This window comes from Providencia sp. UF-224 (assembly GCF_058245955.1).
The window spans coordinates 34,822-48,509 of record NZ_JBSICC010000018.1 but is presented as its reverse complement, the minus strand read 5'-3'; the positions used below and the strand labels follow the sequence as shown (position 1 = coordinate 48,509).

Here is a 13,688-nt window from a genome sequence, read left to right as displayed (position 1 = left end):
AAAGGCCACTCATTAACTAAGTGGCCTTTTTGTTTTCATTAGTTGGTTATATAACGTAGCTGATTGAGATTACCTTGTAGCGCAATATCCGTTTTTAACGTCGCTATATCGCGGCAAGTCAGAGCAATTTCTTGCTGATTAGCTAGCTTTTTCTGCCATTTATCTTCAAGTTTATCTAAATTCGCAAACAAATTTTCGATAGAGTGATATTGCTGCAATAGTGTTGTTGCGCTTTTTGGACCAATGCCTGCAACGCCGGGAACCTTACTGCTGCTAATACCTGCAAGTCCCCAATAATCAGGAAGTTGCTCTGGTGAAACACCAAATTCTTTTTCAATAAAAGGGATATCTAACCAGCGCTTTTGAAAATAATCGCGAATTCGCAGATTAGGTGAAAGCAGTTGGCAATAACCTTTATCTGTAGAAACGATGGTCACGGTATGCCCTGATCCCGCGATGCGAGTTGCCAAGGTAGCCGCTAAATCATCTGCTTCATCCCCTTCAGATTGCCAGCAGTGGATGCCTTTTTCCGTAAATAAAGCCATTAATGCGGGGAGCTCAGCATGCAAATCTTCAGGCATCGGTGACCGGCCAGCTTTGTAATCAGGCAACTTTTCATGACGCCAGCTTTGGTGGCGGCCTTCTTCGTCAAACACTGCCACAATGTGCGTGGCATCTGTATGGGCAATCAACTGAGATATTGCAGATAAACAGGTTTCTCCACACGGGCTTCCTTGCACCGCGTGGATACGGCGTATCAAATTTAATGCATCAATAATTAATAAATGGATCATAAATACGCCATCACTGATTTATTTCACGATTTCGTAGCAAGGCTCATATGCAGTACCACCGGGTAATTTCATACGATGTTGCTCAACAAAGCCTTGTAATAACACATCCATACGTTTCATGAGCTCGCTATCACCGTGAATTTTGAATGGACCGTGTTTTTCAATCGCTTTCATACCAAACTCTTTCACGTTACCTGCGACGATACCAGAGAAGGCACGGCGTAAATCTGAAGCCAGCTTCTCAGGCGCTTGCCCCGGATGAAGATTCAGCGAAGCCATATTTTCATGAGTCGGTTCAAACGGGTGCTGTAAGTCGTGGGCAATTTTGATTGACCAGTTGAAGCTATATGCATCGCCTGTGCTGCGGCGATTTTCTTTCACTTGTGGCATGCTTCTTTTCATTACGCGGGCGACTTCTTGAGCATCATCAATAATGATTTGGTAGTGCTTGCTCGCGTCATCCCCTAAAGTGTGTCGGATGAAGTCATCTAATACTTCAAAGTATTCTGCACTTTCTTTCGGACCCGTTAAAATAAGTGGCAAAACTTGCTCTTTATTGGCAGGATCCATCAAGATCCCCAGTAAATACAGCAATTCTTCAGCAGTACCAACGCCGCCCGGGAAAATAATAATGCCATGGCCCAAACGAACAAACGCTTCTAAACGTTTTTCGATGTCAGGCATAATAATGAGTTCGTTAACTAATGGGTTAGGTGGCTCAGCCGCAATGATAGAAGGTTCGGTTAATCCAATGAAGCGGCTATCTTTATACTGTTGTTGTGCGTGACCAACCGCAGCGCCTTTCATTGGGGCTTCCATTGCACCCGGCCCACAACCTGTACAGATATTTAATTCACGCAAGCCCAGCTCATTACCAACTTTACGCCCATATTGATACTCAATTTCGTTAATTGAGTGACCGCCCCAGCAGACTATCATGCTTGGGTCATCATCAATATGTAATGCGCGAGCATTGCGCAGGATGGAGAAAATCATATTGGTGATGTGCGTTCCATTTTCGGTATCAAAATGGAATTGCTCTTTAGCTTGGTTAATTTGCGCGTGGACGAACAAAATATCGCGTAAGACGGCAAATAGGTTTGCTTGCAAAGTGCGAATAATTTTACCATCAACAAACGCTTTTTCTGGTGGCTCTATAAGCTCAAGTTTTACACCACGTTCACGGCGTAATACATTGATATCAAAGTCTTTACTTTTTTCGAGTAATTCTTTACTGCTATCAGTAAGGCTTCCTGAATGTAAAACCGCTAATGAGCAGTTTCTAAATAACTGGTATAAATCGCTACTTGCGGTGCGTTTAAGCATGTCAACTTCAAGTTGCGAGAGTAGATCCATAGATCCTAATGGACTGATATGCGTAATCAAGTAGTACTCCTTTACCCCATGGGTTCTTGATAGGTGAATTGTACAGCAAATACGTTAACGGATTTACTTTTCAACTGTTTTCAAGCATTTATCAACTACATGCGTACTATTGGCGTGCTAAGCGGCCAAGTTCAGGTTCAAAATTTTCATTGCTACGCCATGGGTTAATGTCCAGTCCCCCACGGCGGGTGTATCGAGCATAGACACTCAGTTTTTCTGGTTTACACAACTGCATAATATCGTTAAAGATACGTTCAACACATTGCTCATGAAACTCATTATGGTGACGGAATGAAACTAAATATCGTAAAAGTGCTTCATGGCTGATTTTAGGGCCAGAGTAATGAATTTGTACAGAGCCCCAGTCAGGTTGATTTGTAATCAAGCAATTCGACTTTAACAAGTGACTGACTAATGTTTCTTCTACAATCTCTTCTTGAGTGCAACCCGCTAGATAGTCACGGTTAAACTCATACTGTTCGATAGTGATATCTTGCTCATCAATACACTGCCCTTTAAATGGCAGGATGGGCTGATGAGAAAAAGCCTCTAGCTTATGAAGTGTAACGTCAACTTTGCCATTAGCACAGCGGCTTAAATCATTTTGCAAAACGCTTCGCACATTTTCCCAAGTTTCAAAGCGAGTTTGATTAAAACTGTTGAGATACAACTTAAAACTTTTAGACTCAATGAGGTTATCACTTGTTGCGTTTACACTGATTGAGCCAATGGCGACTTGAGGCACGCCACGTTGATTTAGCCACGAAATTTCATATAAGGTCCAAATATCCGCACCGTGGAATGGCAATGCATTTGCGTAAATCCCTAATGGATCACGATTTAGGCTCCGTGGGACGGGTTGCAGCAGTGAAGCATCATATTGGTCATGATAAGCCGTTTTTTTCCCAAGCGTTAAATTGTCTAATGCAGGATTGTTCTGGTAGTGTGACATAGTGATCCTTATACTTCATAAACACAATGAGGCTAAAAGGCAGAATGTGTACATTTTATTCGCCTACAAACATCTGTCATAATACCATTTATCCATCATATTGACGTCTAGCAATTTAGGCTAGCCGTAAAAAATACGTAATTATGAATACAATACTCTCTCAAGCACTACAGCGTTTTACTCAAAACTACATGTCAGCGTGGGAACAACAAACGGGGTTACCACCCGCATCCACTGATTTATATGGTATTCCATCCCCTTGCATTGTACGAACAGGGGAAAACTGGGTTTATTGGGAGCCTCAGGCATTCCCAATCAAAGATGCGCATTTAAATAAAGTCGCAACTGCCTTGGATATCAGTTTGCAAAGTGATATCCATGACTTTTACACAACTCAGCTTGCTGGGGATATGAAAGCCACATTTCGTGATATTACGGTAAGTTTGGTACAAGTTTGGAATGAAGAGGATTTTATTCGCTTACAAGAAAATTTAATTGGTCATTTAGTGACACAAAAGCGCTTAAAATTATCACCAACCTTATTTATCGCAACAATAGACTCTGAAATTGAAATGATCTCACTTTGCAATTTGACTGGGGAAGTGATTTTAGAAAAATTTGGTAGCCAAGAACGGCGCGTCCTTTCGCCAAATTTAGCGAGTTTTATTGAGGAGTTAGTTCCTGTTGTCGAACCGCAGGGGTAAGTATTTTAGGATAAATGGTGTAAGTAAAAGCTTACAATTGGGTTGAGCTATTTCTTAAAATTATTTCATTTTATTGAAATGATAATTATTTCACTTTTAATTTCATGACGTTACTACCGAAAAAGATAATGCTGTTTTTTCAACCCCATTTTTGTTTGCTCTGCTAGGTTGTTTCATTAATAGATTTAATACATTCTTATGCCGCTGGACAGGGTAAGTTCGTTTAGCTTTTATACAGCACGATGTATAAAAAAATCAAAACCAAGCGATGGAGCGCTAAATAGGCAGGAACGACCTATTAAAGTGTTTTTATTCAACAGGACGTTGAGCGACAGGAAGTCGTTTTGCAGGATGCATAAGCGTATAAAATGTGAAGTTAAGCCAGTCGACCTTATTTAGGCCGGCTGGCTTTTTTGTGAGTTTAGCTCAAATGAGTTGAATTCGCGCTGAGCGAGGTAATAATCTCTTGGCTCATTGCATCACGAAGTGCTTCACGTCGGCGAAACTCAGCTCGGCGCTGGCTTTTTACTGACTCGATATCGCGAACAGGTTCTTGCAATGGGAGCTGGTACCAACCATCAGAGGTCAATGTTGCACTGCATTCTTGCCAAAAGGTATCGTAACTTGATTTTAAGTGCTGGCTCTTAATGTGGCTATTGTTTGCAATGCCTTGGATGGACGTCACTTTGAAATAAGCAGCGACCGCATATACCGCAGACATTAATAAGTTTTTTGGTCTCATTCCATGCATTTGTTTGGTAATTAGGCGAACTTGCTCAACACTTTGATCCGTTGATGGCCCTTGCAGTGAACACACATAGAGTTGCCCTTCAGGCCCAAATGAAAAACTCATTAAATAGATATCATCACCTGTTTCATTGCGCAGATGTAAAGTGAGATCACCTTCCCTTGGATATTGGGAATAAATTAAGGTAAGTTGGGCAAAATCGCCGGATTTTAGCTCAATATTTGCAACGGTTAACCCCTCACGTTTCGCCGAAAACATCTTTTCAATGGCTTCTGAGGTAAAGGTTTTTTCAATTAAATTCAGCGTGTAGCTTGCTGTAAGCAATTTTTGCTTTCCACTCCAAGCTTTATGTAGATATTTATTGATTGGGCGCTCAATAAATTGAGGAACTCCATCAATTGCAGAGGCGAGCTGAGCACTTTGGAATGTCTGGCACATGCTTTGGTATTGTTGATACTGCCTTGAAGGGAGCTTCCCAATACGAACTTTTCTTTTGAGCTCGGTAAGTTTATGACTGAATGCTTTCCAAGCTTTGTTTTCCTTACGCCACTGCTTTAGTAATCCCATAGATAAACCATTTTATTGTTAATTATTTCGCTAAAATTAAATTAAAAAAACATTTAATTATATGTGTATGTACCCTAACAAAGTATCAACGAAATTTATTGAATTGCATTTTTTTGAATAAATAAATGCAATAGAAATAAATAAGCTTGTATATAAGGTCGACCAACCCCATTTATCCGACAGAATCGTTGGCAAAATTACAGTATATTTCGCAGCATAAAGGCTAAAAGGTTTAAATATGAATACTGAACAACGCATTGTTGAAAAGCTTCGTCATCTCGAAGACGAAATGAAATTAAAATTATTGTGGCGTGAGCATCCTCCAGAACAAGATGCGTTTAAAAGCGTAGAGCCATTTTGCATCGATACGATGGAGGCTTTGGAGTGGCTACAGTGGATTTTAATTCCACGTTTACAAGCGATTATTGACCAAGGTGGTACGTTACCTGCAAATTTTGCGCTCGCACCGTATTTTGAAGAAGCGTATAAGCATGACGAAGAAGAACAATACGTGGTTATTATCCAGCATTTGCGTGAGCTAGACAGCATTTTTTCGACTAATCAGGGTGATTGATGTTAGAAATCATTTATCAAGATGAATATATGATTGCGGTGAATAAGCCCGCAGGAATGTTGGTTCATCGCAGTTGGTTAGATAGCAAAGAAACCGTTTTTGTGATGCAAACTTTGCGCGACCAAATTGGCCAATATGTTTATCCCATTCATCGGCTAGATAGGCCAACATCGGGTATTTTACTATTTGCTTTATCAAGTGAAGTAGCAAGGTTGCTTGCTGCTCAGTTTGAAAACCATCAGTTAGAGAAAACCTATCATGCGATTGTGCGGGGGTATCTAACTGATGAGCAAACTATTGATTACCCGTTGCTGGAAGAGCTAGATAAAATCGCAGACAAACATGCTACTCGGGAACCGGTGCTGCAAGAGTGCATTACCCATTGTCGGCCAATTGCGACGGTGGAATGCCCTGTGGCGATTGGCCGCTATGAAACCGCACGGTTTAGTTTGGTAGAGTTAATGCCAGAAACAGGCCGAAAACATCAGCTCAGGCGACATATGTCCCACTTACGCCACCCTATTATTGGTGATAGCAAGCATGGCGACTTACGACAAAACAGAGGCGTATCTGAGCATTTTTCAGTTTCTCGTTTGATGTTGCACGCAAGCCAATTAAATTTAAGTCACCCTATAACAGAAGAAAATATATCACTGGTTGCACCTTGGGATGCACAATGGATCTCATTGACTGAGCAGTTTGGGTGGTCAGCGCAAGTCGCTAATCTAGCTATAAAAGTTATTAATCCGTCAGTTTAAATTAAATTTAGAGGGAGGCGTTATGTCAAAAGTAGGTATTTTTGTCGGTACTGTCTATGGCAACTCTTTAGCTGTGGCAGAAATCGCACAAGAAATCTTAGAGGAAAGAGGGCATGAAGTGGTTGTCTTTGATGAGCCCACTCTGAATGATTGGCAATTGTATAATTCAGGAAATGAAATTGCGTTGATTGTAACCTCATCGACAGGGCAAGGGGACCTTCCTGATACCATCGCACCACTTTTTAATGAAATCAATGATGTTGTTGGTTATCAGCCCGATTTACGTTATGGCTTAATTGCATTAGGTGATAGCAGTTATGAAAGCTTTTGTGGCGCAGGTCTACGGTTTGATGAAGTGTTAACTGAGCAATCCGCCACACGTATCGGTGATATTCTTTTTATTGATGCGATAGAAGTGGATACCCCCGAAGAGTTTGCAAAACCGTGGGTTGAAGCGTGGAGTGAATTACTGTAAGTGCCTGCACCGTGAAATAGCCCTTTTCGATACAAATTTAGGTGATTTCACGGCGCAGTAAATCTCTGACAAGTTGGCTATTTACGAGTCAGTTTTTCCAAGTCAGCTTCAATTTCTGCAATTTTGTTTGAAACCACATGTTCTAAATGACGTAAGTCATCAAGAATCTTGTGTTTTAAATCGATATCAGTTTTATCTGTTTGGCAAATTTGGTCGAGTTCTTCAATAGCATAACGAAGGTTAGTATTGATTTCGTGAATTTCTTTGAAATTATTACCCCCATCCGCAATGGTTTTACGCTGGCGTGGGTATTTAAATTTGACGCTTTTTGCAAAAAACTCCCCTTTGTCTTTACGGAAGTAAATTTTCAAAATATCGTTATTTGCTTCTTGGCGCAGGGTATAACGGTCAATATCCTGAGGGTTACTAATGCCTAAACTTTTCAAATTATCGTACATGTTAGCTCGCTTAACTGTAGAGACAGAGTCGGTGAACAAAATAATTGTGTGAGCAGGCCGTAACAATACCGGTCTATTTCTCTTTTATTGTGCTATTGACCTAAAGACGTAAATAACATTAAGCCATTACGTAAATAGCATCATGATAATGAAAAATAAAATAATACAGTTTTATTGATGGTAAACGGCAAAAGCCACGAACATATTATGCGCGATTTCTTGAAATTGACCAACTTCTCTTTGCAATAAACCGATAAAAAGGGAAAGGCGAGATAGGGGAAGATAAGGGAACTTGGCCACCCGAGCTGCATACAGAGTATGCATTTCGGGATAGCTTCGTTTTACCAGATTACTGCTAACTAATTCAAAAACAGCAGTAAAAGGTTAAGGGGGTAAACTGTTAGAAAATTAGTTATTCATCAATAGTTCTTAATAATTCATTGATGCCAACTTTTCCGCGAGTTTTTTCATCCACTTTTTTGACAATCACGGCGCAATATAAGCTGTAGCGGCCATCTTTCGATGGTAAATTACCCGACACAACGACAGATCCCGCTGGAACGCGCCCATAAAAAATTTCACCTGTTTCTCGGTCGTAAATTTTGGTGCTTTGCCCCAGATAAACGCCCATAGAAATCACCGAGCCTTCCTCGACAATCACACCTTCAACAACCTCAGAGCGTGCGCCAATAAAACAATTATCTTCGATAATGGTTGGGTTAGCTTGTAATGGCTCTAATACGCCACCAATACCGACACCGCCAGATAAATGCACGTTTTTACCGATTTGCGCGCAAGAGCCCACGGTTGCCCACGTATCGACCATTGTCCCTTCATCGACATACGCCCCAATGTTCACATAAGATGGCATAAGTACGCTATTTTTAGCGATATAAGCACCTTTACGAACTGCTGCTGGTGGTACAACGCGAAAACCTTCTTTTTCGAAGCGTGCTTGATCGTAATCAGCGAATTTCATTGGTACTTTATCGAAATAACGACTTTCGGCACCGTCAATCACTTGATTGTCTTGGATACGAAATGACAGTAAGACGGCCTTTTTTAACCATTGGTGAGTAACCCATACACCCGCGATTTTTTCGGCAACGCGAAGTTTACCACTGTCTAATAGCGCGATAGTGTCTAAAACGGCCTGTTTAACGGGTGCTGAAACCGTGTTTGGTGTGATGCTAGCACGGTCTTCAAATGCGTTTTCAATGATCGCTTGTAAATGCTGCATTGATAGTATTTCCCTCTTGAATAACATAAAAGTGAGCGTTCACCAGAAAAATGTGATGAACGTTATATTTTATCCTTCGATTTTAGGGCTTCTGTCAACCTTTCTGATAACTCTTGCTGCATATTTTTATCGAGCGCTTTGTGTTCTTTATCTGCTAACACAAAGAAATCCTCAACTTTTTCGCCAATTGTGGTGATCCTCGCGCCGTATAAAGAAATATCTAGCTGTGCAAAAACATGGCCAATTCGTGCCAGTAAACCCGGTTGATCTAATGCGAATAATTCCATATAGGTACGGCGCTCATTGGTGGAGTGCAAGAAATTGACCTTAGTGGGAACGGTAAAATGACGTAGCTTTGCGGGTAATGTACGTTGTTTCGGTAGGGAAATTTCAGGTTGCTGTACCGCGAGTAACAACATTTTCCGAATGTGGTCATAGCGGTCTTTTGCGAGTGGCGAGCCATTTGGTTCGAGTACTACAAATGTATCCATCGCCATGTTGTCTTTGTTGGTGAATATTTGAGCGCTGTGAATACTTAAGTTGCGGCGATCGAGCTCACTGGCCACTGCGGCAAATAAATGCGATTTATCATGGCACCAAATAAAAATTTCTGTTCCACCGTGTTTTGGTTGTGTGCTGATTAACACTAATGGTTTAGTTAGGTCATGATTTAACAGGTTTTTTGCATGCCAAGCGAGTTGTGATGGGGTGTGGCGTAAAAAATAGTCTGCGTGACAGCGTGACCACAGTTTTTGCAGTTTCTCTTCATCAATAGCAAGAGGGCGAAGCAGAGATAACGCTTGATTTCGGTGATGACGAATGCGCTCTCGTAAATCTGGCGTGCTTTGCATACCTTGGTTGAGTTGGTGTTCTGTTGACAAAAATAGCTCACGAATTAAGCTCTGCTTCCAACTATTCCACAAGGTGCTATTGGTGGCGCAAATGTCAGCAACGGTTAAACACATCAAATAGTTAAGTCGAGAAACCGATTTCACCTCACTCGCAAACTGCTTGATAACATCAGGGTCTTGAATGTCTCGGCGTTGTGCGGTAACCGACATCAATAAGTGGTTTTTGACAAGCCATGCAGCAAGGTCAGCTTCTTTTGTTGATAAATCATGCTGTAGCGCAAAGTCATACACAAAATCAGCGCCTAAGTCTGAGTGATCTCCTGAACGGCCTTTGGCGATATCATGGAAGATAGCTGCAAGGCGTAAAATTTCAGGTTGCAGCAGTTTAGGGTAAACGCTGACACACAAAGGGTGTTCTCGGCGATTCTCTTCAAGTGTAAAACTGTCGATTTTTTGTAAGACACGGATGGTATGTTCGTCAACGGTATAGGCGTGGAATAAGTCAAACTGCATTTGCCCAACAATGTTGCTCCAAAGCGGCGTATAGGCACTCAGTACACTGTGCAGGTGCATGGGGACAAATGCGCCTTTAATTGCTCGCGGGTGGCGCAGAATTTTTAGGAATAACTTGCGTGCTTCAGGAATTTCACATAGCGGCACGCTCAAGTTTCGCCGTGCAAAGCGCAGTAAGCGCAATGTTGTGGAATAGATACCTGTGATGTTTGGGTAGCGCGCCATTTGGTAGAACATTTTTAAGATAGCGGCGGGCTGGTTGATAAACAGGTTTTCATCAATTACATCAATTAGTGTGCCGCGCAATTGAAACTGTGAATCAATTGCGCGCGGTTTTTCATTGGGTTTAAGGGTTAAAATGGCTTCATCAAATAACTGCAATAGCATTTGATTCAGCTCTCTCACGCGGCGAGTTACACGATAAAAGTCTTTCATCATGCGCTCTACGGGTTGGTTTTTCTCACCCTCGTAGCCTAATAAACGCGCGACGCTAAATTGGCGGTCGAACAGTAAACGGTTATCGTGGCGTTTCACCACCAAGTGGAGCGCAAAACGAATTTTCCATAAGAAAGTGAGGCATTCTTTCAGCTCTTGGCGCTCTTCTTCAGTTAAAAAACCAAAACCGACCATTTCATCGACGGTTGTCGCACCAAAATGGCGCCTTCCTACCCAAAGTAGGGTATGAATATCCCGTAGACCCCCAGGGCTGCTTTTAATGTCTGGCTCTAAATTATAACTGGTACTGTGATAGCGCTGGTGGCGCTCTTGCTGTTCAGCAATTTTTGCGGCAAAAAAGGTCGCTGACGGCCAAAAATCGTCACTAAAAATGGTTTTTTGTAGTGACAAGAAAAGGGTTATATCACCGCAAATAAGCCGTGACTCAATTAAATTAGTTGCTGTTGTTAAATCAGCATTGCCAGCTTCGATACATTCAGCAAGAGAGCGAACGCTGTGCCCAATATCAAAACGTAAATCCCACAGTAACGTGATAAATTGGCCGATTTTTGCAGCGATATCCTCGGAAACGGGGTGTTTACTTAGAATTAAAATATCAATATCAGAAAGCGGGTGGAGCTCATGTCGCCCATAACCCCCGACAGCAACAAGGGACATATTCGTCTGTTTGTCGAATTCGAAAGCCTGCCACAACCTTGTCAGCAATGCATCAAGGTAGTCACTGCGAATGTGAATCAAATCAACCACATCTTTACCTTGATTAAAGCTGTCCTCAAGCCAACTGTCAAAATCATCAACATGTTGCCTTAAAGCAGCGAGGTCAAGGTCGTGGGCAGTGAAGTGGTTTGGAGCGAGATACGTTGCAGAGGATGCCGTCATCTTTATCTTTCCGTATTGATAGCCATAAAGAAACTACAACCAGCTTACGGTTTTTTGTGAAAGATGAACAGAGAAAGAACCCCCTTAATTGAGGGTTCTTGGGGAAATTTATTCGTTGACTAAAACGGCAGAAATAAAAGGTTCTTCTTCTTTACGCAGAGTGAGAATTTCACAGCCGTTATCTGTAACCACTAATGTGTGCTCATATTGCGCAGACCAGCCGCGGTCTTTGGTTTTCACCGTCCAACCATCTTTCATGGTGCGAATACGGTGGTCGCCAGTGTTTACCATCGGTTCGATGGTAAACGCCATACCTTTTTGCAGAACAACACCGCTGTCATCGGCATCATAGTGCAACACTTGTGGCTCTTCATGGAAACCTTCACCAATGCCGTGTCCGCAATACTCACGAACGACTGAAAAACTTTGTTTTTCAACAAATTCTTGAATAGCTTTACCGATAGTACGCAGGCGAATACCTGGCTTAACCATACGGATCGCTAAATACAGGCTTTCTTGAGTGACTTGACACAGGCGTTCGCCTTGAATTGTCGGTTTTCCAACGATAAACATCATGGATGTATCGCCGTGGAAGCCTTCTTTAATCACAGTGACATCGATATTGACGATATCACCGTCTTTTAGGATTTTGTCATCACTTGGAATACCGTGGCAGATAACATCATTGACGGAAATACAAACGGATTTTGGGAAACCATGGTAGTTCAGGCAAGCCGGGATAGCTTGTTGTGCGTCAACAATGTGTTGATGGCAAAGTCTGTCAAGTTCACCCGTGCTCACACCCGGTACCACATGCGGTGCGATCATTTCTAATACTTCGGCTGCTAAGCGGCCAGCAACGCGCATTTTCTGAATATCTTCTTCAGTTTTGATAATAATAGCCATGAGTTCAGTCCATTCATGCCAGCAATGATTGATGACATGTTAAAAAATGAGAGGTTGAAAATGGGTTTTTGAGACCATTTTTTAGCATTAATGACACTTATGGTAACAGCCACCGCATTTTCTGCCAACCTGCTATCGAAAGGTTCGAGAGTTGAAGTTGCTATTAGGATAGAAGAACAGAGGAGAGAGCCTTGTTCATTTTGAGCTTTTCACCGCACAAATTGCAAAAAATTGGCGCTAAGTGGATGAATGCCCATCATAAAAATAGGGCTTTTTCATCTTATCAAAAAAGGTCTATAATTAATGGGATGCAAATCCTGTATCAGATAGGCGATATGCGACCCATAAAATCTGTTTTTTTGTCACTTTTGTGAGCGAAAAAATCAACAAAAGTTGGCTTCTAAGTTGGTTTTATGGTATAAAGCGCGCCGGCAATCCATATTATTTCTTCTCATCTTCATTGAAATGTCAATTTATGGCAGCAAAATGAGGTTTCCTGAAAAGGAAATTGGATTTGCGAAACTTAAACTCAATTGTGTATAACACACACGAATCGACACGTACGCCGGGGTGCTCTTATGCGTTTAGACGCAGCTTTAGAGTCGGTAGTATGGGATTCGTGGAGGCATAACCCCAATTACTTAAATACAGAGGTATTAAATGGCAACTGTTTCCATGCGCGATATGTTACAAGCGGGCGTTCACTTTGGTCACCAGACTCGTTACTGGAACCCAAAAATGAAACCTTTCATTTTCGGCGCGCGTAACAAAGTTCATATCATCAACCTGGAAAAGACTGTTCCAATGTTCAACGAAGCTTTGGCTGAGTTGACTAAAATTGCTTCTCGTAAAGGCAAAATTCTGTTTGTTGGTACTAAGCGTGCTGCAAGCGAAGCCGTTCAAGAAGCTGCTAACAGCTGTGACCAATATTTCGTTAACCACCGTTGGTTAGGCGGAATGTTGACTAACTGGAAAACTGTTCGTCAGTCAATCAAACGTCTGAAAGATTTAGAAGTTCAATCACAAGACGGTACTTTTGACAAACTGACCAAGAAAGAAGCGCTGATGCGTACTCGTGAACTGGTTAAGTTAGAAAACAGCTTAGGCGGTATCAAAGATATGGGCGGTTTACCTGACGCTCTGTTCGTTATCGATGCAGACCACGAACACATTGCTATCAAAGAAGCAAACAACCTGGGTATCCCAGTATTTGCTATCGTTGATACTAACTCTGATCCAGATGGTATTGATTTCATTATCCCTGGTAACGACGATGCAATCCGTGCAATCAAACTGTATCTGGGCGCTGTAGCAAGCACCGTTCGTGAAGGTCGTTCGCAAGATCTGGCTGTTCAAGCAGAAGAAAGCTTAGTAGAAGCTGAATAATAAGGTTTTATCCTTATTAACAGGTATTGCTATACAGGTAC

At 41.8% G+C, this 13,688-nt stretch carries 14 protein-coding genes; 5 read left to right on the top strand and 9 right to left on the bottom strand.

What is annotated here, in order from left to right; all coding sequences use genetic code 11:
* Positions 1–38: 38 nt before the first annotated feature.
* The 3 genes from xni to queF form a co-directional block, all read right to left on the bottom strand.
* Positions 39–794, bottom strand: a complete 756-nt coding sequence (xni, locus tag AC4IFO_RS16085; protein ID WP_490735846.1) for a flap endonuclease Xni — start codon at positions 792–794, stop codon at positions 39–41.
* Between the two features lie 18 nt (positions 795–812).
* Entirely contained in the window at positions 813–2,180 is a 1,368-nt protein-coding gene (ppnN, locus tag AC4IFO_RS16080; protein ID WP_353244429.1) for a nucleotide 5'-monophosphate nucleosidase PpnN, read from the bottom strand.
* Between the two features lie 106 nt (positions 2,181–2,286).
* The gene (queF, locus tag AC4IFO_RS16075) at positions 2,287–3,132 is read right to left on the bottom strand and encodes an NADPH-dependent 7-cyano-7-deazaguanine reductase QueF (protein WP_490735843.1); all 846 of its coding nucleotides are present in this window, start codon (positions 3,130–3,132) and stop codon (positions 2,287–2,289) included.
* Between the two features lie 143 nt (positions 3,133–3,275).
* Here queF and syd point away from each other — a divergent pair, with 143 nt between their 5' ends.
* Entirely contained in the window at positions 3,276–3,836 is a 561-nt protein-coding gene (gene syd, locus AC4IFO_RS16070) for a SecY-interacting protein (RefSeq protein WP_490735841.1), read from the top strand.
* 421 nt (positions 3,837–4,257) lie between these two features.
* Here syd and AC4IFO_RS16065 read toward each other — a convergent pair whose 3' ends face one another.
* Positions 4,258–5,151 carry a DUF535 family protein gene (locus AC4IFO_RS16065; protein ID WP_490735839.1) on the bottom strand — a complete coding sequence of 298 codons (894 nt, stop codon included), beginning with the start codon at positions 5,149–5,151 and terminating at the stop codon, positions 4,258–4,260.
* A gap of 238 nt (positions 5,152–5,389) precedes the next feature.
* Between AC4IFO_RS16065 and AC4IFO_RS16060 the strand changes: the two genes are divergently transcribed.
* Genes AC4IFO_RS16060 through AC4IFO_RS16050 form a run of 3 tightly spaced genes read left to right on the top strand, consistent with a single transcriptional unit; the run spans position 5,390 to position 6,958 of the window.
* The gene (locus AC4IFO_RS16060; protein ID WP_490735837.1) at positions 5,390–5,725 is read left to right on the top strand and encodes a YqcC family protein; all 336 of its coding nucleotides are present in this window, start codon (positions 5,390–5,392) and stop codon (positions 5,723–5,725) included.
* On the top strand, positions 5,725–6,483 hold the full coding sequence (gene truC, locus AC4IFO_RS16055; RefSeq protein WP_490735836.1) for a tRNA pseudouridine(65) synthase TruC: 759 nt from the start codon (positions 5,725–5,727) through the stop codon (positions 6,481–6,483). Before AC4IFO_RS16060 ends, truC begins: the two co-directional genes overlap by 1 nt.
* A 22-nt stretch (positions 6,484–6,505) precedes the next feature.
* Positions 6,506–6,958 carry a flavodoxin gene (locus AC4IFO_RS16050; protein WP_490735834.1) on the top strand — a complete coding sequence of 151 codons (453 nt, stop codon included), beginning with the start codon at positions 6,506–6,508 and terminating at the stop codon, positions 6,956–6,958.
* 77 nt (positions 6,959–7,035) lie between these two features.
* Here the strand turns inward: AC4IFO_RS16050 and AC4IFO_RS16045 are convergent, their stop codons facing one another.
* From AC4IFO_RS16045 to map, 5 genes are all read right to left on the bottom strand, one after another.
* Positions 7,036–7,416 carry a DUF3461 family protein gene (locus AC4IFO_RS16045; protein ID WP_047755916.1) on the bottom strand — a complete coding sequence of 127 codons (381 nt, stop codon included), beginning with the start codon at positions 7,414–7,416 and terminating at the stop codon, positions 7,036–7,038.
* Between the two features lie 171 nt (positions 7,417–7,587).
* Positions 7,588–7,740: a hypothetical protein gene (locus AC4IFO_RS16040; protein WP_490735832.1), complete on the bottom strand. Its 153-nt coding sequence runs from the start codon at positions 7,738–7,740 to the stop codon at positions 7,588–7,590.
* A gap of 88 nt (positions 7,741–7,828) precedes the next feature.
* Positions 7,829–8,656 (bottom strand): 2,3,4,5-tetrahydropyridine-2,6-dicarboxylate N-succinyltransferase, encoded by an 828-nt coding sequence (gene dapD, locus AC4IFO_RS16035; protein WP_490735830.1) that lies wholly within the window; start codon positions 8,654–8,656, stop codon positions 7,829–7,831.
* A 62-nt stretch (positions 8,657–8,718) separates the two neighbouring features.
* Entirely contained in the window at positions 8,719–11,355 is a 2,637-nt protein-coding gene (gene glnD / locus AC4IFO_RS16030) for a bifunctional uridylyltransferase/uridylyl-removing protein GlnD (RefSeq protein WP_490735828.1), read from the bottom strand.
* A gap of 108 nt (positions 11,356–11,463) precedes the next feature.
* The gene (map, locus tag AC4IFO_RS16025) at positions 11,464–12,261 is read right to left on the bottom strand and encodes a type I methionyl aminopeptidase (RefSeq protein WP_353244420.1); all 798 of its coding nucleotides are present in this window, start codon (positions 12,259–12,261) and stop codon (positions 11,464–11,466) included.
* A gap of 660 nt (positions 12,262–12,921) precedes the next feature.
* Here map and rpsB point away from each other — a divergent pair.
* On the top strand, positions 12,922–13,647 hold the full coding sequence (gene rpsB, locus AC4IFO_RS16020) for a 30S ribosomal protein S2 (RefSeq protein WP_219244390.1): 726 nt from the start codon (positions 12,922–12,924) through the stop codon (positions 13,645–13,647).
* Positions 13,648–13,688 lie beyond the last annotated feature (41 nt).